At 59.9% G+C, this 21896-nt stretch carries 20 protein-coding genes; 10 read left to right on the forward strand and 10 right to left on the reverse strand.

What is annotated here, in order from left to right:
* The first annotated feature begins 20 nt into the window (after positions 1 to 20).
* From ACTG2S_RS09265 to ACTG2S_RS09300, 8 genes are all read left to right on the forward strand, one after another.
* Positions 21 to 2258 (forward strand): ABC transporter permease subunit, encoded by a 2238-nt coding sequence (locus tag ACTG2S_RS09265; RefSeq protein WP_439982367.1) that lies wholly within the window; start codon positions 21 to 23, stop codon positions 2256 to 2258.
* A gap of 32 nt (positions 2259 to 2290) precedes the next feature.
* Positions 2291 to 3940, forward strand: a complete 1650-nt coding sequence (gene pstA / locus ACTG2S_RS09270; RefSeq protein WP_005359546.1) for a phosphate ABC transporter permease PstA — start codon at positions 2291 to 2293, stop codon at positions 3938 to 3940.
* Positions 3941 to 4073: 133 nt separating this feature from the next.
* Positions 4074 to 4892, forward strand: a complete 819-nt coding sequence (gene pstB / locus ACTG2S_RS09275) for a phosphate ABC transporter ATP-binding protein PstB (RefSeq protein WP_005334102.1) — start codon at positions 4074 to 4076, stop codon at positions 4890 to 4892.
* Positions 4893 to 4977: 85 nt separating this feature from the next.
* Positions 4978 to 5688: a phosphate signaling complex protein PhoU gene (phoU, locus tag ACTG2S_RS09280; RefSeq protein ID WP_005334097.1), complete on the forward strand. Its 711-nt coding sequence runs from the start codon at positions 4978 to 4980 to the stop codon at positions 5686 to 5688.
* 190 nt (positions 5689 to 5878) lie between these two features.
* Positions 5879 to 7198: a hemolysin family protein gene (locus tag ACTG2S_RS09285; RefSeq protein ID WP_005334094.1), complete on the forward strand. Its 1320-nt coding sequence runs from the start codon at positions 5879 to 5881 to the stop codon at positions 7196 to 7198.
* 19 nt (positions 7199 to 7217) lie between these two features.
* A complete protein-coding gene (locus ACTG2S_RS09290) occupies positions 7218 to 7760 on the forward strand; it encodes a hypothetical protein (RefSeq protein ID WP_439982368.1) in 543 nt (180 codons plus the stop codon).
* Positions 7761 to 8053: 293 nt separating this feature from the next.
* Positions 8054 to 8956 carry a homocysteine S-methyltransferase family protein gene (locus ACTG2S_RS09295; RefSeq protein WP_439982371.1) on the forward strand — a complete coding sequence of 301 codons (903 nt, stop codon included), beginning with the start codon at positions 8054 to 8056 and terminating at the stop codon, positions 8954 to 8956.
* A 9-nt stretch (positions 8957 to 8965) separates the two neighbouring features.
* Positions 8966 to 10381, forward strand: a complete 1416-nt coding sequence (locus tag ACTG2S_RS09300) for a basic amino acid/polyamine antiporter (protein ID WP_439982373.1) — start codon at positions 8966 to 8968, stop codon at positions 10379 to 10381.
* 111 nt (positions 10382 to 10492) lie between these two features.
* Here ACTG2S_RS09300 and ACTG2S_RS09305 read toward each other — a convergent pair whose 3' ends face one another.
* Positions 10493 to 11332, reverse strand: a complete 840-nt coding sequence (locus tag ACTG2S_RS09305; protein ID WP_194496712.1) for a sterol desaturase family protein — start codon at positions 11330 to 11332, stop codon at positions 10493 to 10495.
* Between the two features lie 168 nt (positions 11333 to 11500).
* Between ACTG2S_RS09305 and ACTG2S_RS09310 the strand changes: the two genes are divergently transcribed.
* Entirely contained in the window at positions 11501 to 12292 is a 792-nt protein-coding gene (locus tag ACTG2S_RS09310; protein ID WP_274160374.1) for a substrate-binding periplasmic protein, read from the forward strand.
* 107 nt (positions 12293 to 12399) lie between these two features.
* On the opposite strand, the gene ACTG2S_RS09315 is transcribed toward ACTG2S_RS09310, so the two are convergent.
* The 4 genes from ACTG2S_RS09315 to ACTG2S_RS09330 form a co-directional block, all read right to left on the reverse strand.
* A complete protein-coding gene (locus ACTG2S_RS09315; RefSeq protein WP_005350722.1) occupies positions 12400 to 13143 on the reverse strand; it encodes an amino acid ABC transporter ATP-binding protein in 744 nt (247 codons plus the stop codon).
* Positions 13127 to 13249, reverse strand: a complete 123-nt coding sequence (locus tag ACTG2S_RS09320; protein ID WP_265345369.1) for a hypothetical protein — start codon at positions 13247 to 13249, stop codon at positions 13127 to 13129. Before ACTG2S_RS09320 ends, ACTG2S_RS09315 begins: the two co-directional genes overlap by 17 nt.
* Entirely contained in the window at positions 13233 to 14192 is a 960-nt protein-coding gene (locus ACTG2S_RS09325; RefSeq protein WP_274160375.1) for an amino acid ABC transporter permease, read from the reverse strand. Before ACTG2S_RS09325 ends, ACTG2S_RS09320 begins: the two co-directional genes overlap by 17 nt.
* Positions 14193 to 14291: 99 nt before the next feature.
* A complete protein-coding gene (locus ACTG2S_RS09330; protein WP_439982374.1) occupies positions 14292 to 15092 on the reverse strand; it encodes a transporter substrate-binding domain-containing protein in 801 nt (266 codons plus the stop codon).
* A 520-nt stretch (positions 15093 to 15612) separates the two neighbouring features.
* Here ACTG2S_RS09330 and ACTG2S_RS09335 point away from each other — a divergent pair.
* Positions 15613 to 16746, forward strand: coding sequence for a GGDEF domain-containing protein (locus ACTG2S_RS09335; protein WP_439982375.1), 1134 nt, complete (start codon positions 15613 to 15615; stop codon positions 16744 to 16746).
* A 92-nt stretch (positions 16747 to 16838) separates the two neighbouring features.
* On the opposite strand, the gene ACTG2S_RS09340 is transcribed toward ACTG2S_RS09335, so the two are convergent.
* The 5 genes from ACTG2S_RS09340 to ACTG2S_RS09360 form a co-directional block, all read right to left on the reverse strand.
* Positions 16839 to 18173, reverse strand: coding sequence for an MFS transporter (locus ACTG2S_RS09340; protein WP_439982376.1), 1335 nt, complete (start codon positions 18171 to 18173; stop codon positions 16839 to 16841).
* 21 nt (positions 18174 to 18194) lie between these two features.
* On the reverse strand, positions 18195 to 19715 hold the full coding sequence (uhpB, locus tag ACTG2S_RS09345; RefSeq protein WP_019445271.1) for a signal transduction histidine-protein kinase/phosphatase UhpB: 1521 nt from the start codon (positions 19713 to 19715) through the stop codon (positions 18195 to 18197).
* Positions 19712 to 20302, reverse strand: coding sequence for a transcriptional regulator UhpA (uhpA, locus tag ACTG2S_RS09350; protein ID WP_005334071.1), 591 nt, complete (start codon positions 20300 to 20302; stop codon positions 19712 to 19714). The genes uhpB and uhpA overlap by 4 nt, the downstream gene beginning before the upstream one ends.
* 193 nt (positions 20303 to 20495) lie before the next feature.
* Complete coding sequence (rnk, locus tag ACTG2S_RS09355; RefSeq protein ID WP_005334070.1) at positions 20496 to 20891, reverse strand: nucleoside diphosphate kinase regulator; 396 nt, start codon at positions 20889 to 20891, stop codon at positions 20496 to 20498.
* 245 nt (positions 20892 to 21136) lie between these two features.
* Positions 21137 to 21874, reverse strand: coding sequence for a substrate-binding periplasmic protein (locus ACTG2S_RS09360; protein ID WP_439983241.1), 738 nt, complete (start codon positions 21872 to 21874; stop codon positions 21137 to 21139).
* Positions 21875 to 21896 lie beyond the last annotated feature (22 nt).

Here is a 21896-nt window from a genome sequence, read left to right on the forward strand (position 1 = left end):
AGCTTACATTGAGGTCTTGCATGTCATCGGAATCGTTAAACCTGGTCATGGCGGGCAGTAGAAAACGCCGGATCAAGGATAAATTGGCCAAATATGGCGTCACCACAGGCGGAGCCCTGGTACTGGTGGCGCTGCTGCTTATCTTCTTTTATCTGCTCTATGTGGTGAAACCCATCTTCAATGGCGCCTCCATGGAGCCGACCGCCTCGTTTACCCTGCCTGCCGCAGGGAAGACCGCCTGGCTCGGCGTGGAAGAGCAGAACGAGATCGGCTATCGCTTCAGCGATAAAGGGCAGGTCAACTTCTTTGCGGTGCAGGGAGATGACAAGATCAAGGTCGGCCAGTCACTGGGTCAGGCTCAGGTTGCTGGTGACATCACCACGGTAGCGACCCCGGCACCGGGCCAGCGGCTGATCGCTTACGGCTTTGCCGATGGCAAGGCGCAGGTCGTCCAGCCAGCGTTCAAGGTTTCCTATCCCAACGATGTTCGGGTGATTGAACCCAGCCTGCAATATCCCTTCGGCGAAGAGCCTGTGGTGATCGACCCGCAAGGGAAGGCATTGCAACTGATGGTGTTCGAAGCCACCAAGGACAAGATGGCGACCGCCGCCGTGACCGAAGATGGTCGTGGCGTGATGACGGTGATGAACGGTGAGGAGAACTTCATCTCCGGGGAGATTGAGTGGAGCAGTGAAAACTACACGATTCCCTCCCTGCCGCGCCATGTGGATCAGATGTTGCTGACCCCCAATCTGCGGATCCTGTTCGTGCGCGAGGGTAATCGCCTCTCCGTCTATGACATTCATAACCTGAGCGAAATCTCCCTGCGCAACGTGTTGGAGATCAATGCCCCCAACGCCAATGTGACCCGGGTTCAGCTGCTCTCCGGCGCCTCTTCACTGCTGGTGGGTAATGACAACGGCGTGATTTCACAGTGGTTCGAAGTGGCGAAGGATGGCAAACGCCAGTTCACCCAAATTCGTGACTTCAAGGGCGATGGCGCGGTAGATCTGCTGACTCCCGAGCACTTTCGCAAAGGCTTCATCAGTGCCGACAAGGACGGCATCATCAGCTTCTTCCACGCCACCGGCGAGACCAAGCTGCTGACCGAGACGGTGGAAGGGGGCGAACTCTCTGCTCTGGCCATCTCCCCCCGTCACAACCTGTTGCTGATGCAGCAAGGGAACAGCTTCAAGCTCTTCTCGGTGGAGAACGAACACCCCGAAGTGACCTGGTCTGCCCTCTGGCAACAGGTGTGGTATGAAGGCTATCCGGAGCCCCAGTATGTGTGGCAATCCACCTCCGCCAGCAACGACTTTGAAGCCAAACTGAGTTTGGTGCCGCTGGTATTCGGTACGCTGAAAGCCTCTTTCTACGCCATGGTGTTTGCTGTGCCGCTCGGTGTGGCCGGTGCCATCTATACCGCCTACTTTATGTCGGCGGGGCTGCGCAAATACGTCAAGCCGACGGTCGAGATCATGGCGGCGCTGCCGACTGTTATCCTGGGCTTCCTGGCGGGTCTGTGGCTGGCGCCCATCATCGAGGGTGCGTTGCCCGGGGTGATCCTGCTGCTGATATTGCTGCCGATGGGGATGCTGCTGACTGCTCTGCTCTGGAACTATCTGCCGGAGCGCGGCAAGTCCTGGGTGCCTGAAGGGTGGCACGCCATCCTGCTGATCCCGGTGCTACTGCTGATTGGCTGGGGGGCCTTCGCCCTGAGCCCGCTCATCGAGAATGCTTTTATGCACGGCGATTCGCGCATCTGGCTGACTCACGAAATGGGCATCAAGTTTGACCAGCGCAATTCGCTGGTGGTCGGTATCGCCATGGGCTTTGCGGTCATCCCCACCATCTTCTCCATCGCTGAAGATGCGGTCTTCTCGGTGCCCAAGCACCTGACCCAGGGCTCGCTGGCGCTGGGGGCCACCCCGTGGCAGACCCTGAGCCGGGTGGTGATCCTCACTGCCAGCCCGGGCATCTTCTCGGCCGTGATGATGGGGCTTGGCCGCGCCGTGGGCGAGACCATGATCGTGCTGATGGCTACCGGCAACACCCCCATCATGGACTTCTCCATGTTCCAGGGGCTGCGCACACTCGCCGCCAACATCGCGGTGGAGATGCCGGAATCGGAAGTGGGCAGCTCCCACTATCGGGTACTGTTCCTCGCGGCCTTCGTCCTGTTTGTGTTCACCTTTTTGTTCAACACCCTGGCCGAGTTTGTCCGTCAGCGGTTGCGTGAAAAATACAGCTCGATGTAAGGGGCGACTCTGTAATGGACAAGGAATCGACAATGGGTAAGTGGTTTAAATCAGGGGCCCCCTGGATCTGGATGACCGGCGGTGCCGTCAGCCTGAGTCTGGTGGCGGTACTGGGTCTGCTGCTGCTGATCGGCTGGCGTGGTCTGGTCTACTTCTGGCCGCACCCCATCTATGAGTGGCAGCTTGAAGACGCAAGTGGCAACAAGAGCGTACTGATCGGCGAGATCAACGATCGCGAGCAGGTACCGGTGGAGCGACTGCGCGCTGCAGGTCTGGCGCTGGAAGGGGAAGAGCGCGAGCTGCTGACTCGCTATCTGGTCAAGACCGGCAACCGTGAGTTCGTTGACCTCGATTTTCGCTGGGTGCTGGAGACGGACATCAAGTCCCAGAGCCAGCCGGCTGAGCTGGCCATGGTTGAGCGTGCCACTAACGGCAACTTCTACGGCTATATCGTCGGGGTGAAAGAGGATGGCCGCGAGCTCACCTCTGATCTGCATCCTGCCCTGCAGCGGGTGCTGGCGCGAGCCAATGCCCTCTCCGAACAGGCCAACGATCTGCAAAAAGGGGACATCGGCAGCATCAACTATCAACTGGAGCGGCTGCGCCTGAAAGAGCGCAAGGCCGAGCTGGACGACAAACTGACCGATCAGCTCAAAGCCGAACTGGCCAGCGAGCGTCAGGCTCTCAACGATCGCTATCAGGTGCTGGAAAAAGAGCTCTTCTCACTGCGTAGCCAAGCGGACCGCGACGCCATCACCGTCAAGGATATGCGTGGCGAGTTGGTGACCATGCCGATGTCCAAGGTACTGGATGTGGTATGGCCCAACGACATGAGCCTGCTGGCCAAGGTGGGTCACTGGTTCCACCAGATCGGTAAGTTCGTCTCTGACGATCCCCGTGAAGCCAACACCGAGGGTGGGGTGTTCCCGGCCATCTTCGGCACCGTCTTCATGGTGTTCCTGATGGCGATCATCGTGACCCCGCTGGGGGTGGTAGCGGCAGTCTACCTGCACGAATATGCGGGCAAGAACAGCCTGACCAAGATCATCCGCATCGCGGTGATCAACCTGGCGGGCGTGCCCTCCATCGTCTACGGCGTGTTTGGTCTGGGCTTCTTCGTCTACACTCTCGGCGGTTCGTTAGACCAGCTGTTCTACCCGGAAGCGCTGCCGAGCCCGACCTTTGGTTCACCCGGCGTGATCTGGTCGGCGCTGACCCTGGCCATCCTGACCCTGCCGGTGGTGATTGTCTCCACCGAAGAGGGGTTGGCGCGGATCCCGAGCACCATCCGTCAGGGCTCGCTGGCACTGGGCGCGACCCAAGCCGAGACCCTGTGGCGCATCGTGCTGCCGATGGCGAGCCCGGCCATCATGACCGGCCTTATTCTGGCGATTGCCCGTGCAGCCGGTGAAGTGGCGCCGCTGATGCTGGTGGGGGTGGTAAAACTGGCACCGACCCTGCCGATGGATGGCAACTTCCCGTATCTGCATGTGGAGCGCAAGTTCATGCACCTGGGCTTCCACATCTATGACGTCGGCTTCCAGAGCCCCAACGTCGAGGCGGCCCGCCCGCTGGTCTACGCCACCTCCTTCCTGCTGGTGACGGTGATCGTGGGTCTGAACCTGACCGCTATCGGTATTCGTAACCACTTGCGCGAGAAATTCCGGTCGCTGGAGCATTAATCCGGCGCCGCTTGAGTGATACAAGAGTGAGTTAACAGAGGGGCGGCCGAGCGCGAGCCGCCATCTCTCTGCACCAATACGTGAGGGGCGCCGGCAGCTGTCCGGCCACTCCAGATAGATTTTGAGGTAACAGATGATCAACGTAACGACCACGTCTACCCAGCACACCGCGCTGGACCTGCTCAACCTGACCCCGGAGCAGACCGCGCTGGAGGTGAAGGATCTCAACCTGTACTACGGCAGCAAGCAGGCGTTGTTCAACGTCAACATGAAGATCCCCAAAGGGCAGGTGACCGCCTTTATCGGCCCGTCAGGCTGTGGCAAATCGACCCTGCTGCGCTGCATCAACCGGATGAACGATCTGGTGGAGATCTGCCGCATCGAGGGAGAAATCCAACTGCACGGCCACAACATCTATGACAAGAGCGTCGATGTTTCCGCCCTGCGCCGTCAGGTGGGCATGGTGTTCCAGCGCCCGAACCCGTTCCCCAAGTCCATCTACGAGAACGTGGTCTATGGTCTGCGCCTGCAGGGGATCAATGATCGCCGTACTCTGGATGAAGCGGCCGAGCGCTCCCTGCGCGGTGCGGCCCTGTGGGACGAAGTGAAGGATCGTCTGCATGACAACGCCTTCGGTCTCTCCGGTGGTCAGCAGCAGCGTCTGGTGATTGCCCGTGCCATCGCCATCGAGCCGGAAGTGTTGCTGCTCGATGAACCGACCTCGGCGCTCGACCCCATCTCCACCCTCACCATCGAGGAGCTGATCAACGAGCTCAAGAGCCAGTTCACCGTGGTGATCGTGACCCACAACATGCAACAGGCTGCGCGCGTGTCGGATCAGACCGCCTTCATGTATATGGGCGAGCTTATCGAGTACTCGGATACCAACACCATTTTCACCACCCCGGCCAAGAAAAAGACCGAAGATTACATTACCGGTCGTTACGGCTAAGGAGAGGAGAGGATGAATCTCAGCAAACAGATTGGCAGTCGGTTCAACGGCTAAGGCATAATCGGAGCAATCAAGGATTATTTGTATGGACAATATGAACCTCAATAAACACATCTCCGGTCAGTTCAATGCCGAGCTAGAGAGCGTGCGCAACCAGGTGCTGGTGATGGGCGGTCTGGTGGAGCAGCAGCTCACCGACGCCATCGCGGCGATCCACGATCAGGATCTCGATGCGGCGCGTAAAATCGTGGCTAACGACCACAAGGTCAACGCGATGGAAGTGGCGATCGACGAGGAGTGCACCCGCATCATCGCCAAGCGTCAGCCGACTGCCTCCGACCTGCGACTGGTGATGGCCATCATCAAGACCATCACCGATCTGGAGCGCATTGGCGACGTGGCTGACAAGATCGCCCGCATGCTGACCGACAACGCCAACAAGCCGCAGCCGCCGCTGGTGTCTCTGGAGAACATGGGCCGTCGCACCATCAAGATGCTGCACGATGTGCTCGACGCTTTCGCCCGCATGGATCTGGATGCGGCGCTGGCGGTCTACAAGGAAGATGACAAGGTAGACCGCGAGTACGAGTCCATCATCCGCGAGCTGATGACCTATATGATGGAAGATCCCCGCACCATCCCCCAGGTGCTCAACGTCCTGTGGGCGGCGCGAGCCATCGAGCGGGTTGGCGATCGCTGCCAGCACATCTGCGAGTACATCGTCTACTACGTGAAAGGCAAGGATGTGCGCCACACCAAGGCGGACGATCTGGGCACCTTGCTGGGCAAGGGCTAACCGGAAGTGAATAAAAAGGCGCGTGAAGCGCCTTTTTTGTTGCATAACTGGTCGGAGTAAGATAAAGCCCCCAACTGGCTGTTTTCTGATAGAATACTCCCCCTGTGTGAGTCCCGGATGGGCTCACGGTCCGGTCTCCCGGGCCCAGTTTGCCGTCTTGTGCTAAGGCGGGTGTAGCAATAGGTTAATCATGAGTTTTGCCGATAGTTTGTTCTTTTTAATGCTGCTGGTTGGCGGCAGTGTGTTCTTCTCCCTCTCCGAGATCTCTCTCGCCGCGTCTCGCAAAATCAAATTGCAGGTGATGGCGGATGAAGGTAATCGCCAGGCCGAAAAGGTGCTGGCCCTGCAGGCCCAGCCGGGCAACTTTTTCACCGTGGTGCAGATTGGCCTCAATACCGTCGCCATTCTGGGCGGTATCCTGGGTGAGTCTGCCCTCAACCCCGCCATCAAGGGGATTGTCTCCCAGTTCTACCAGGGCCCCTGGCTTGGCGAGATCAGCTCCGGTGCCTCCTTCGTGTTCGTCACCGGCATGTTTATCCTGATCGCCGATCTGATGCCCAAGCGTCTGGCAATGACCATGCCCGAGCAGATTGCCGTGGTGGTGGTGCGCCCCATGCTCTTCTTCGTCACCGTGCTGATGCCGCTGGTGTGGGTCTTTAACGGATTGGCCAACTCCCTGTTTCGTCTGATGCGCGTATCCACGGTGCGTAATGACGAGATCACCTCCGACGATATCTATGCGGTGATGGATGCCGGTGCCGAGGCGGGGGTTATCCAGCGCGAGGAGCATCAGCTCATCGAGAACGTGTTCGAGTTGCAGTCCCTTGGTGTCACCTCTGCCATGACGGCCCGCGAGAGCCTCATCTACTTCACCCTGCAAGAGAGTGAAGAGAGCATCAAGGCGAAGATCGCCGAACATCCCCACAACAAGTTTCTGGTCTGTGACCACAACCTCGACAGCATCAAGGGCTTTGTCGATGCCAAAGAGCTGCTGATCCGCGTTATCGGCGGCCAGAGCATCGACCTGATCGGTGGCAACCTGGTGCAGAACGTCATCATCATCCCCGATACCCTGAACCTCTATGAAGCGATGGAGTACTTCAAGAATCATCGTGGCGACTTTGCCGTGGTGATGAACGAGTACGCGCTGGTGGTGGGGATTGTCACCATGAACGACCTGATGAGTACCGTCATGGGCGAGTGGGCCACCCACGTGGTGGAAGAGCAGATCGTCCAGCGCGACGAGAACTCCTGGCTGGTGGACGGGGTCACCCCCATCTCCGACGTGATGCGCGCCTTCGATATCGAAGAGTTCCCCGAGAACCAGAACTACGAGACCATCGCCGGCTTTATCATGTATATGCTGCGCAAGATCCCCAAGCGCACTGACTCGGTCAAATACGCCGGTTACAAGTTCGAAGTGGTGGATATCGACAGTTACAAGATTGATCAACTGCTGGTTACCCGGGTCGAACCGGCTGTTGCCGAGAAGCCAGCTCAGGAATCGTAAAAGGAGCGACATAAGAGTCATGAAGATGCAGTCTCATTCCCGTGCGCTGGCCTGTGTCGCGCTCACCCTGGCACTGGGTGCCTGTAGTCAGAGTGCGCCGCGTAAAGCCACAGTGGTAGCCAAGCCGGTAACCCCCAAGCCTGCCGTGGTCGTGCCGCAGCCGGATCCCGATGCGGTGGTACAAAGTGGCATGGCCGAGCCGAGCCCGGTCTTTGATGAGCAGTACCACGGCCCGGATCAGGGATCGCTGGAGTCGGTGACCGCTCTGTTTGCCCGTGGTTATATCGAGTCCGCCATGCGCGAGACCATGCTAGCGGCGGTGCACAACGACTATCCGCTGCTCGGCATGCGGGATGTGCGGTTGACCGATCCGGTCTCCAAATTCCTCACCTCCGAGCATGCGGCCACCACGGCCCATGACTACCTCTATGCGGGTGTGCAGCGTCGCCTCGGTCGTCCGCTCAGCCCTGCCCAGTGGGAGCAGATCTGGCGCGGTTTGCCGCAGCAGGGTCGAGTCTCCGACTGGGTCAAACAGATCAAGCGAGTGCTGGCCGGGCGTTAAACTGCCAGCGGATCAAGATTGTGATGAGGCCACCTTTGGGTGGCCTCTTGCATTTCTGCGTTTGCCTCGCCGTTTGCACGCTGATTTCTGCTGATACTGATTGCCGCCCGTGACACTTTGTTTTATCTTGTTTTGGCCATCTAAACATCTATATGTTTTTATGGCTGCATAATAAGAGGGCTTCCCAGGATGAAGCAGGACGATCTGCAGCGATTCGATGCGAAACCGCAGATCAACAAAACAAACAGATAAATACGCAAATAAACAACGCACATAACAAAGAGACACGACAGATGGAAACCAGGGAATTGTGGGTGCTGGATGGGGGCATGGGGCGCGAGCTGGCACGGCGAGGGGCACCGTTTCGTCAACCCGAGTGGTCGGCGCTGGCCTTGATGGAGGCGCCAGAGACGGTGCGTGACGTGCATCAGGCCTATGTGGCTAGCGGTGCCCGGGTCATTACCACCAACAGCTATGCGCTGGTGCCGTTTCATATCGGCGATGAGCGTTTCTTTGCCGACGGGGAGGGGTTGGCAGCGCTGGCCGGTCAGCTGGCCCGTGAGGTGGCTGACGAGCAGAAGGGCGCCGTGCAGGTGGCGGGTTCTCTGCCACCGCTGTTTGGCTCCTACCGTGCCGACCTGTTCAAGGCGGACCGGGTGAGCGAGCTGGCGACGCCGCTTATCCGGGCGCTATCCCCTTATGTGGATATCTGGCTGGCCGAGACCATGAGCCTGATTGCCGAGCCACTGGCCCTGAAAGCGCTGCTGCCTGACGATGGCAAGCCGTTCTGGGTCTCCTTCACGCTGGAAGATGAGGCGCCGGGCAACGAGCCGCGACTGCGCTCCGGCGAACAGGTGGCTGATGCGGTTAGCGCGCTGGTGGCGGCCGGAGCCGATGCCATCCTGTTCAACTGCTGTCAGCCCGAGGTGATCGAGGGGGCGCTCGAGGTGGCCAGCGCCCGATTGCAGGCGCTGGGCCGCGCTGACATTCGCCTCGGTGCCTATGCCAACGCCTTCCCGCCGCAACCCAAGGAGGCCACCGCCAATGATGGGCTGGACGAGATCCGCGCCGATCTGGGGCCGCTGGATTACCTTGGCTGGGCCGAGCGCTGGCGCGCAGCCGGTGCGAACTTGATCGGCGGTTGCTGCGGCATCGGCCCCGAGCATATTCAGGCGCTGAGCAGCCGGTTGCGCTAAGGAGCTTCCATGAAAGAGAGCAAGATTGGGCTCTGGTCCCTCACCGCGCTGGTGTTCAGTTCCATGGTGGGGGCGGGGATTTTCAGCCTGCCCCAGAACATGGCCGAGGTGGCAGGCGCCCGCGCCGTGCTGATCGGCTGGGGCGTGACGGGGGTGGGCATCCTGGCGCTCGCCATGAGTTTTCTCTATCTGTCGCGGTTAAGGCCGGATCTCGACGGCGGTATCTACAGCTACGCCCGCGCCGGTTTTGGCGATCTGGTGGGCTTCTTCTCCGCCTGGGGCTACTGGCTCTGCGCCACCATCGGCGTGGTGGGTTATCTGGTCATCGCCTTTGCGGCGCTGGGCAGCTTTGTCGATACGCCGGAGCAGGTCTGGTTTGGTGACGGCAATACCCTGGCGGCCTTCATCGGCGAGTCTTGCATCCTCTGGGCGGTGCACCTGCTGGTGGCCCGTGGCGTGCAGCAGGCGGCGCTGTTCAATCTGGTGGCGACTCTGGCCAAGAGCCTGCCGCTGCTGCTGTTTATCCTGTTTGCCTGTTACTGGTTCGATCCGGTCACCTTCGCGGCGGATCAGCAGGGCAGCACCCTGGCGGTGCCGGTCTCCGAGCAGGTGCGCAACACCATGCTGATCACCCTCTGGGTCTTCACCGGTATCGAGGGGGCCGCGGTGTTGTCGGCCCGCGCCAGAAACCGGCGGGATGTGGGCACGGCCACCGTGCTTGGGGTGCTATTGGCGCTGCTGCTCTATGTGCTTATCTCGGTGCTGGCGCTCGGAATATTGAGTCGGCCCGAGCTGGCGGCGCTGCCCAACCCCTCCATGGCAGGGCTGATGGCTCAGATGACCGGATCCTGGGGCAAGCTGCTCATCAGCGTCGGCCTGATCGTCTCGGTGCTTGCCTCCTACGTGAGCTGGACCCTCTTCTCGGCGGAGGTGCCGTTCAGCGCGGCCCGCCACGGCGCGTTTCCCGCCATCTTCCGGCGCCAGAACCGCAACGGGACGCCTATCGCATCGCTCTGGCTCAGCAGCTTGACGGTGCAGACTTGCCTGCTGCTGGTGTGGCTGCTCGGCAAGGGCTACACCAGCCTGCTGCTTATCTCTACCTCGATGATTTTGGTGCCCTACCTGCTGATCGGCCTGTTCTTGCTCAAGCTTTCGTTCAGCAAGAAGGGGGATCGCGGGCAGGGCCGAGGCCTGATGCGGGCGGTGGCACTGGTGTCGAGCGGTTACGGCTTCTGGCTGCTCTATGCCGCCGGGGTGGAGTATCTGCTGCTGTCGTTGTTGCTCTACGGGCCGGGTCTGCTGCTGTTTCTCTACAGCCGCCGTCAGCTGGGCACAGATCTTTGCCTGAGTGGCCGCGAGCGGCTGTTGGCCGGAGTGACCTTGCTGAGCCTGATCCCCGCCGTCTGGTCGTTCGCCCATCTCTGATATCGAAGATTTGATTGACCATAAAAGAGAGCGCCACAGTGGCGCTCTCTTGTTATCAGGGACTGGTTATCAGGGGCTTGCTATCCGGGAGTTGCTATTCGATGCGAAGGCTCAGCGGCTGGCAGGTCCGGCCGGTTTGCCAAACAGCACTGCGAGCTTTTGTCGCCAGGGTAGGCCACGGGCGTCACGCAGCATGTCGCGCCACTCATGGAAGGTGAGAGTGAGGGGGTTGAAGCTGTGGATAGGCTTGGTGATGCCAAAGCGACACGGCTCGGCCGGGTCTTCTTCCACAAAGGTGCCGAACAGCCGATCCCAGATGATCAGCACCCCGGCGAAGTTGCGGTCTATGTATTTGGCGTTGCTGGCGTGGTGCACCCTGTGGTGGGAGGGGGTGTTGAAGAGCCACTCAAGCCAGCCGAGTTTGCCTACCACCTGGGTGTGGACGAAGAACTGGAAACCCAGGCTTAGCAGCACGGTGGCGACCACTGCCTCGGGCGGGAAGCCGATGACAATCATCGGGATCCAGAACAGCCACATGCCGGAGATGGGATACATCAGGCTCTGGCGAAAGGCGGTGGAGAGGTTGAGGCGCTCCGAGCTGTGATGCACCACGTGGGAGGCCCACAGCCAGCGCACATGGTGGCTGGTGAAGTGGAACAGCCAGTAACAGAGATCCTGCAACAGGAACAGCAGTAGTACGCTCCAGAAGGTGAGCTCGATATCGAACAGTCGCCAGCCCCAGAGGGTGTCATACAGATAAGCAATGGCGATGGCCGCCAGCGCATCGCCCCCTTGGTGCATCAGGGCCAGGGCTGCGTTGGCGAACAGATCCCGCCACTGGTAGGTGGCGGTTGGAAAGGCCGCGCCATGTTTGCGCAGGTAGAGCATCTCCCAGCCGATAAAGGCCAGAAAAATCGGGGAGAGGTAGAGCAAAAGCAGTTGCACATCCATATGCGGCCATCCATTCAGAGCAATTGCTCTCCAGCATAAAGGATGGGGTTAATAATTCATTAACATTTTTCTGCCAACGAAGAGATGGCATGAAATATGGCGCGGCAGCAGAGGAAGGCGCGCTGGATGGCTATGCTTGATGGAGGCTTTTTCAGGAGGTGCTGGCTTATGCGCGTCTGGTGTTGCTTGTTGCTGGGGTTGTGCATGATGGCGCACGCCAAGACCCGGGTCGATATCCTGGCGGATGCCGCCTATCCCCCCTACTCCTGGCAGGAGGGGGAGGAGGTCAGGGGGATCTATGCCGACATCATCCGAGAGGTAACCTCTGCCATGCCTGACTATGAGGTGGTGCTCAAGCCCATGCCGTGGCGGCGCGGTCTGAGCATGGTGGAACAGGGGACCGCCTTCGCTATTTTTCCACCCTACTACATGCCCGACACCCGCCCTTATATGTGGCCCTACTCCCAGCCGATGCTGGATGAGGAGCTGGTGGTGATGTGCGGCGCCAGTGTGGCAGCCAATACCCCGCAGTCCAGGTTTCCGCTCGACTATCACGGTTTGCGCTTTGGCATGAACGCCGGCTTTGCCGTTGGCGGCGATGCCTTCTGGCAGGCGGTGAAGGGGAAGCAGATCGACGTGGAGGAGGTGAAAAGCAATCGGGAGAACCTGCTCAAGATTGTCCGCGGCCGGGTCGATTGCACCATCAATGATCGCCTCTCCCTGCTCTATGAGTTACTCAACATGATAAAGGCCGATCAGCTGGCAGTGGCCGATATGTCCCTGCTCAAACAGGGTCCGGTACTCAGCAAGGAGCAGGGGTTTCTCGGATACAGCCGCAAGGGGGAGTACCCCTACAAACAGGACTTTATCGACCAGTTTGACAAGGAGCTCTATCAGCTCAAAAAACGTGACGGAGTGAAAGTGATCGTGGAGCGCTATCTGGGAAAGTCCCCGCGCTGAGCCGATGAGAGGGGCACTCGGGTTCAGCTGGGTTAAGCCTGCTCAGCGTGACACACAAGAAGAGGGACCTTGCGGTCCCTCTTCGTTTATCCAGCAGAGCATGTTGGCTACAGCACCTGACTGAGGAACTGGCGTAGACGCGGGGAGGGGGGATTGTCGAAGAAATCGGCCGGTTTTTCATCTACCAGCAGTTCGCCACTCTCCATAAAGAGCACCCGATCCGCCACCTCGCGGGCAAAGCCCATCTCGTGGGTCACCACCACCATGGTCATTCCTTCGCGGGCCAGCCCCTTCATCACATCCAGCACTTCCCCCACCATTTCGGGGTCGAGCGCACTGGTGGGCTCGTCAAACAGCATGATGCGTGGTTGCATGGCGAGCGCCCGGGCGATGGCCACCCGCTGTTGCTGACCGCCGGAGAGTTGGGAGGGATAGCTGGCCGCTTTCACCGACAGCCCCACTTTCAGCAGCAGCGCCTTGGCTCTGTCTTCGGCCTCACGGCGCGACAGGCCACGCACCTTCTGCGGAGCGAGGCAGATGTTATCCAGCACCGTCAGGTGGGGGAAGAGGTTGAAGGACTGGAACACCATGCCCACCTCTTCCCGCAGCTTGTTGACATCGCCCGGCTCGGTCAGGCAGATACCGTCGACCACGATATTGCCGTCGTTGATGGTCTCCAGCTGGTTGAGGGTGCGCAGGAAGGTGGACTTGCCCGAGCCGCTGGGGCCGACGATCACCACCACTTCCCCTTCGGCGACCTGGGTGCTGACATTTTTCAGGGCATGCACTTCGCTACCGTAGAACTTCTCTACGCCGGTCGCTTTGATGATGGGATCAGTTGCTGCGCGCATATTTCGCCTCCAGAAAACGAACCGGGAAGGCGAAGAGGGTGTCGGTGATGGCTGCACTTCTCGACGCCTGTTGCACCTTGATGATGGGGTCAGTTGCTGCGTGCATATTTCACCTCGAGACGGCGTACCAGGAAAGAGAGGGTGCCGGTCAGCACCAGATAGAGCAGGGCGACGGTAAACCATACCTCGAACGGACTGAAGGTGGAGCTCACCACCTCGCGCCCCGCCTTGGTCAGATCGGTGATGGAGATGACCGAGACCAGCGAGGAGTCCTTGATGAGGTTGATGAACTGGCCTGCCAGCGGTGGCAGTACCCGCTTGAATGCCTGCGGCAGGATGACATAGCGCATGGTCTGGGCCGAGGTCATACCCAGGCTGCGACCCGCCTCCATCTGCCCCTTGTGGATGGAGCTGATACCGGCGCGGACGATCTCCGCCACATAGGCCCCGGTAAAGACGGCCAGCGCGGCGACCCCGGCGGTGAAGCGGTCGAGGTTCAGCACGGTACCGATAAAGAAGTAGACGATGAAGATCTGCACCAGCAGCGGTGTACCGCGGATCAGTTCCACATAGGTGATGGCCAGATTGCGCAGGGCCGGATTGGGGGAGAGACGCGCCAGCCCGGCCAGGGTGCCGAGCAGGATGGCGAAGATGCCTGCTACCAGCGAGAGCTTGACGGTGACCCAGACGCCCCAGGCGATGGGGCCTGCGGTCCAGCTCAGTTGGGTGTCGAGGGTATCGCCACGAAAAACGGTATCCCCTTCGGCGACTTGTATGCCGGTGCTGGCGATGGCTTGCCGCACATTGGGGTCGAGATCGTCTTGCAGGAACAGCTTGCCCTTCTCGGCCTCGCTGGTACCTGCCATCACGGTACCGTCAAATTCGGCGACATTCTTCTGCTCCGCCTGATAGGCGATGTATTGGGGAATGCGTTCCCAGCGCCAGGTGTAATCCACTGACTGGACAGCCTTGTAGATGCCGAATACGGCAACCAGCAGCATCAGCAGGAAAACCCCATGCCAGAGTAGCTGATTGGGCTGTTTTTCCATCTGTCTTGTCGGTTTGGGTGTGTGCACAGTCACAACCTCTTCTCGTTATTGTGTGGGGAGCTGCGTGGTGCAGGGGCGGCATGTGCCGCCCCCAGGAGGTTATTTGAGCTGATTCAGCCAGGCGTTGGATTCGAACCACTTCTTGTAGAGGCGGTCGTAGCTGCCGTCGCCCTTGATCTGGCGCAGGTAGTTGTTGAACCAGTTGAGGGTGTCCTGATCCCCTTTGCGGATGGCCCAGGCCAGCGGTTCGAAGGTGAACGGCTTGTCGAGGTGCACCACGGCGCCCTGATTCTGGGAGGCGAAAATAGCGTTGTAGGGTAGGTCATAGACGAACGCATCGACCTTGCCGTTGATCACTTCCAGCTTGGCGTCATCCTGGGTTTCAAACTGCAGCAGGGTGGCTTTGGGGATCAGGCGCTTGACTGCCTGCTCGCCGGTGGTGCCGAGCTTGACCGCGATCTTGTATTTCGGGTCGTTGAGGTCGGTGAAGGATTTGATTTCGCCCGCCTTCTCTTTGCGCAGGACTATGGTCTGGCCGACCACGATGTAGGGATCGGCGAAGTTGACCCGCAGGTTGCGCTGGGGCGTGACGGTCATGCCGCCCATGATGACGTCGAACTTGTTGGTCAGCAGCGCCGGAATGATGCCATCCCAAGCGGTGTTGACGAATTCGACCTTCACGCCCATCTCTTTGGCGACCATCTTGGCGAGATCCACATCAAAGCCGATGTACTGGCCCTGCTTGTTGGTCATCTCGAAGGGTTGATAACCGGCGTCGAAGCCGACTCGCAGCACGCCGCGTTCGAGCACGGCATCCAGGGTGGAAGTAGGGGCTGGGGTCGGGGCCGCCGTGGCGATCCCGTAAAACAGCAGGGTAGAAAGAATCAGTTTTTTGATCATAAGTGACGTCTCTGTCGGTGGTGTGTTCGGCCTTGAACCTGATCCCGTGCGACTCCGTGGCACAAGAGACTGCTGCATCCGGCAACAGGCAAGACAGGATGAATGTCTTGAGCGGGACAAAAGCCCCATATGAGATGCTATGAATAGTGGTTGAGTGAAAAATGTACCAAAAACAGATTGTGTCAGAAGACTCAACAGGTTAGAGGCATTTATTGCTCATGGCTTCATTCATAAAATCACACGAAAACAACATATCTATCTAATGGGGTGGGTTCAAGCCCAAATTATCCCCAAGACATTTTGTTACAAAGCCAGGGTGCCGCTTGCGGCTCTTATTGTGCTATTGGGCTCCGTAAGAGGCTTTTTATGGGGCTGATACGAATACGCATTGGTGGGATATCACACGCATTGCTCTGTTTGTCAGCAAACGAACGGGCTTTATTGTGAAAACCATCAAGTCGCACTGGGTCTTGGCAAACGCTTCTCATATACTCAGTTACCCTCTCTGCATGGCTTTGGTATGGACGCCTCACTACTGCTTAAGCTGGATATTTTTACCTTGATGATCATGGCCTTGTGTGGCTATTGTCTCGGTTTCCTCACTCTCACCATCATTCGAGTTACCCACAACGATATTCCCGGCGTCGGGGTCTGGTGGTGGTCCAGTCTGTTTGCCATGCTGGGTCAGGCTGGATTTGCCAGTCTGCTGTTGACACCCACCCCCTATGGCTCCTGGGTAGGCAATGTCTTCCTGATTTTTCATGTGTCGTTATTGCTGGTCGCCCAACGCTGTTTCTTCCGTCAATCGCCGGGCTGGCCTGTCTGCTGGGGATTCATCCTGCTGTTTGCCGCCGTCATGACCTGGTCGGTCGCCATCGATGGCCGGATTGCGGTACGGGTGATGATAAGCAGCGCCACCTTCATCGTGCTCAGTACGCTCATCATCTGCCAGCTCTGGCGGCACGGTCGACCCGATTATCAGGTGGCGGTATGGGTACTGATTGGCCTCAATCTGGTGCTGATCGCCATGACCCTGATGCGGATGTTTACCGTGTGGGGCGAGGTGATCGAAAGCCCGTTCCAGCGTCAGCTGTTCAACGTGTTGCCCTATGTCTCCATGCTGGTGGGTAGCTCCATGCTCACCTTCGGGGTGCTGCTGCTCTGCAACCAGCACCGTGCGCTGGAGCTGCGCTATCAGGCCAGTCATGACCCGCTGACCGGCTTGTTCAATCGCCGTGGTTTTATGGAGTGTCTGGCCCGGGGACGCCCTGCACAGCAGGGGGCGCTGGTAGTGCTCGATCTGGATGACTTCAAGCAGATCAACGATCGGCATGGCCATGAGGTGGGCGATCGGGTGCTGGAGCGGGTCGGGTTGGCACTGCGCGAGCTGGAGGGCGTATTGGCCAGTCGATTTGGGGGCGAGGAGTTTGTGCTGCTGTTTCGCCATGCCACCGCAGAGGAGGCGATCGCCCGTTGCCAGTCACTGCGGGTTCAGCTTGCGGCCAGCGAGGTAGAGGGGATCCATATCACCGTCAGCATGGGTATTGCTCACTGGCAGGGGGAGTGGCACTTTGACAGCCTGTTCAGCCGTGCGGATGACGCTCTCTATCGGGCCAAGCGGGAAGGAAAAAACCGGGTCTGTCAGGCGGCCTGATGCAGGAATAGGTTCAGGAATAAAATCAGGGCGCGGTGATCCGCGCTCTGATTGTTTCTGTTTGCCGGATATAGCTTGTCAGCTGCCACCCGCTACTCTGCATTCGCTTGAGCTGCTCTCGGTGCCTGCGCCTTGAGGAAGGGGAGCAGCAGCAGGGCCGAGACGCCCGCGGCCACCGAGATCACCACGAAGAAGCCGTTCCAGTGCCAGATCTCCATCACCTTGGCCAGTGGATAGCCCGACAGTGCCGCCCCCATGTAGGCAAACAGGCCGACAAAGCCGGTGGCTGCCCCCGCCGAATTTTTGTGGGAGCACTCCGCCGCTGCCATGCCGATCAGCATCTGGGGGCCAAACACGAAAAAGCCGATGGTAAAGAAGCAGGCCGCCTGCATCACATAGCTGAAGAAGGGCATCAGCCAGAGCGACCCCACCGCCAGCAGGATCCCCACCGCAAAGATGAGGTTCATCGGGCCACGGTTGCCGTTGAACAGCTTGTCCGATCCCCAGCCCGCCACCAGGGCGCCGATAAAACCCCCCACCTCGAACATGGAGATGGCCGAGTTGGCGCTCATCAGATTGAAGCCGCGCTGCTCGGTCATGTAGAGGTTGCCCCAGTCATTGATGGCGGTGCGCACCACATAGACCAGCACGTAACAGCAGGCGAGCAGCCAGATATAGGGGTTGCCGAGCACATATTTGCGCAGGATCTGGCGGTGGGAGAGCCCAGCATCCTGGGTCTGCTGGGCCAACTCCATGGCGTCCTTGCGCCACTCACCCACTGTCGGTAGTCCCATGGCACTCGGGGTATCGCGCAGCCGCCAGCAGAGGAACAACCCCGCGATGATGGCGATAAGGCCGGGCACTATCATGCCGTAGCGCCAGCCATGTTGCAGAGCGATGGTGCTGACGATAAGAGGGATGAGCGCGCCGCCGACGTTGTGGGCGGTGTTCCAGGCCGACCACCAGACCCCGCGCTCGGTACGCGAATACCAGCTTGTGAGCAGCTTGGAGCAGGGGGGCCAGCCCCAGCCCTGGAAGAAGGCGTTGGCGACCCAGAGGACGGCAAACATCCAGAGTGCCGACGAGAGGCCGAACAGGATATTGATAACGCCGGTGGCCATCAGTCCGACACCCATGAAGTAGCGCGGGTTAGCGCGATCACTGATGATGCCGGAGAAGAACTTGGAGCAGCCGTAGGTGATGTAGAACAGGGTCCACAGCATGCCGATGTCGGACTTGTCCAGCATACCGCTCGCCAGCATGTCTGGCATGGCGAAGTTGAAGCTCTTGCGGGTGAAGTAGAAGACCGCGTAGCCCAGATACATGGTCAGCAGCAGGTGCAGCCGCCAGTGGCGATAGGTGGCATCGATCTCGGCCTGATCCCGGATAAGGGGCCGGGGCGGCGCGCTTCTCATAAAACTCAGCACAGGCAGGCCCTCTGGTGGTGATTAGCCATGACTCTCTTCCCGTCTGCGACTGGGCAGGTTGACCGTCAGCTGGGTGCCGTGGATGCAGGAGAGTTGCAGACTGCCCCCGAGGGCCTGTACCCGCTCGCGAATGCCGAGCAGGCCATAGCCCTGTTGCGGGCGGCTTTCCGGCAGACCGCGACCATCATCTTCCAGCACCAGTTGCAACTGCTCGCCGCTGGCCCGGGCGCGAATGGTGACCGAGTGGGCGTTGGCATGTTTGACCACGTTGTTGAGCCCCTCCTGACAGACCCGAAACAGGGTGACCCGCTGGGCATCCGAGAGATCCCCATCCGCCAGCTGCCACTCCAGCCGGGTGACGATGCCGTGACGCTCCAGCTCCAGTTCCCGCAGCAGTGCCCGTACCGCCTGTTCCAGAGTCATGTCGTCGAGCTGGCGCGGGCGCAGCCGCCCGAGCAGGCCGCGCACCGCGTCGTAGATCCCGAGCGACAGTGTGTCGATGAGGGCGCTGCTCTGGCCCACCCCGGCGTTGTCGGGGGCGAGGCGGCGCACGATCCCTGCCTGGGTACGAATGGCTGTGATGGTCTGGCCGATGTCGTCGTGCAGCTCGCGCGCCACCTCCTTGCGGATGCTCTCCTCGGTCTCCAGCAGCCGCTCGGTGAGCTGGCGATTGTGGGCGAGCTGGCGGGTCAGCGCCTGATTGAGTTCGCGTTGGCGCTGGATCCCGGCACCCAGCAGCAGGCCGGTGAGGCTCTGGGCCAGCAGGGAGAGCAGCAGATCCAGCGGGTGATCGTGCCAGGCCTGACTTGCCAGCAGGGCGATGGTGTTCATCAGGGTGGCGAGCAGCGCCCCCTGCCAGCCGTAGCGCCATGCCATGGCGATGATGGGGATGGCCAGACAAAACGGGGTAAAGCGTACCAGCGAGTTGGGCAATCCCAGTTGCAGCCAGAGGCTCAATACGAACAGCAGCAGATACCAGACCAGATGGCGAAAGCGCCACTCCACCGGTTGATCCACCAGCGCAGGTCCCAGCGGCACCCAGGTGGCGCGAGTGAGGTAGTGCCAGATCAGCATGCAGGTGGAGGTCAGCGTCAGCCCGCCGGTCAGACTGAGCAGCAGGGCCGAGAGGCCATCTTCTCCCGCCAGATGCCAGAGCAGGGCTTGCAGCAGCGCCGCCGCCGTGACGGTGGCGAGCAGCAGCAACAGTTGCTGCCAGTCGTTGCGCACCTGTTGGCGACGGGCAATCAGCAGCGGTAGCAGGGTCAGCAGACTGCCCGCGACCAGCCAAGGCCAGTGGGGCAGCCCTACCTCCAGATTGAGCCAGTAGAGCAGCAGGCCTTCGCACAGCAACAGCGGCGGCCAGTAGTGGCCGGGACTTTGCAGCAGCAAGCCGAGGCGCAGGCCGAAGGGGAACAGCAGCACCGCCAGCGCCGGGCCACCCGCCAGATGCAGGCTGATGCTCCAGAGGCAAAACCAGCCAGCGGCAAAGATGAAGCAGGCCGCCAGCGCGATGGCGACATAGCTGGCAAAACGGGAGATCACCAGCTATCCAGCATGCGGTGGGCCAGCTCGACGTTGTTGCTGACCTTGAGCTTGTCCATCAGGTTGGCGCGATGGACGTGAACCGTCTTGGGGGAGAGGCCAAGTTGCTCGGCGATGGCTTTCACCTCCAGCCCCTGTGCCAGCAACTGGGCAATCTCCCGCTCCCGATTGGTGAGGGGATCCCGGCTGCTGCTGGCCAGCTTCTGGGCGATGTCCGGCGTAAGATAACACCCCCCCTGGGCGGCGGTACGCACCGCGGCGATCAGCTCGTCCGGACTGCACCGCTTGGAGAGAAATCCCTTGGCACCGGTTTGCAGCGCCTGCTCGATGAGGGCGGGGCTGTCGTGAACCGAGAGCATCACTACAGCCAAGCCGGAGGGGAGCTGCTTGAGCAGATCCAGTCCCGACTGGTCGGGCATCGAGATGTCGCAGACGCAGACTCGCGCCCCGCTACCGGGCAGGCCGGCAAGGGCGTCGCTGGCGGAGCCGAATTCGGCGACCACCTGCAGGTCGGGCTCCAGATTGAGCAGTTGGGCAAAACCGGATCGGACGATCTGGTGATCGTCGATGAGGGCAATTTTTATCATGATGTCAGCCTGAAATTCGGTGCGTCATGACCATGACGCGGCCAACAAGATACCTGCCCCCCGAGTCAGGCTCAAGCAGCAGCAGGAAAAGGGGCTAAAAACCGGGGGGCAAGGTGCGCAAAGCTTGATCGGGATCAGCTGGCAAGGGCGAACAAGCGGGCTGATCAACAGGGGGATGACCAGCCCGGGGGACTCAGCGGTGCAGCTCGCCGGCGCGTTCGGGCTGATAGACCACTTCCAGAATTTCGACCTCGATGGTGCGACCGGCCGGGCCCGGCCAGGCGATGCTGTCGCCCACTTTCAGACCGAGCAAGGCGCTGCCCACCGGCGCCAGTACCGAGATGTTGCTCTCGTCGCCCTTGGCATCGCGCGGATAGACCAGGGTGAGGCAGAACTCGTTGCCGCTGCTCTGCATCTTGAAGCGCACCTTGCTGTTCATGGTGACTACGTCCGGCGGCATGTCGGCCGGTTCGCGGATCTCGGCGCGGTCCAGCTCCTCTTGCAGGGCCAGATGCTGCGGGTGGTTGCCAAGCAGTTGTTCGATACGGTCCAGATCAAGGCTGGAGATAACCAGATGAGGTTGTTTCATAAGATATTCCTTATCAATAGCGGATAGGCCCATACCGGCGGGTGCAGGTTGGCCATCACACTGGGTGTTACAAAAATGGATTCAACAGGTTCAATCGATTGAAAATGCCATGCCCCCAAGCGACTCGCGGCCGAAGGAGCGAGGCGGGGGCTCAGCAGGGTGTGAGCAAATGCGAGGAAATAGCGAGTATTTTCATAGGCCTACCATAACCATTCTGGCCGGCCTTGGCAACCGTGATTGAGTGACTACTCAGGAACCTGATAGTTGTACTGACGGATGATCCGCGTGAGCGAGCCATCACGGCGCATCTCGTCTATCACGGCTTGCCAGCGACGCCCTTCGGTGAAGGGGAACTCTTTGTGAGCGGCAATAAATAACTGGGTGCGCATCAGGGTTTCACCACGAACAAGTTGCCCAGTAGAAAATCCTTCTTGCTGTTGGTTGTAGAGAATAGCGTTCCAGGCTGCTACCCATGCATCGATACGCCCTCGTTGTAGTTTGTGCGCATTGAGTTCTTCGGTGGCGACAGTTTGACTGGTCAGATTGAGTCTTTGTTTGAGTAAATGTTGGCCGAAAGAGTGGCGCAGAGTACCGACCTTGAGGGTGGACAGCTCACCGGCTTTGATTGGAACAGGATGAAAGCGGCGATCGCTGACGATAACAAATTCCTCGTCGATTATTGGTGCTACCCAATAAAAGAGGTGCTCTCGTCGAGAGCTCCGCACTGGCGGGATCAGCAGTACATCCTTGCGGTGGGTCACTTCGATGAGGGCTCGGGCCAGCGGCATCAACTCGATAGTGAGCGGTTCTTTTAAGCGCCGGGCGGCCTCTTCCATGACCTCGATGGCCATGCCGCTTGGAGCCCCCTGCTGGGAACGTATGACATAGGGGGGCAACTCGGCCGCCACCAGCACAATAGCCTGGGCACCGGTGTGTACCAGCAATAACAGCAGGGCAAAAAAGGGCAGGCAGAGAGCGCGCATCAAGGTCGTGAGCCAGAGTCGA

The sequence above is a fragment of the Aeromonas sp. 82P genome (genome assembly GCF_051919365.1).
Classification (GTDB): domain Bacteria; phylum Pseudomonadota; class Gammaproteobacteria; order Enterobacterales; family Aeromonadaceae; genus Aeromonas; species Aeromonas veronii.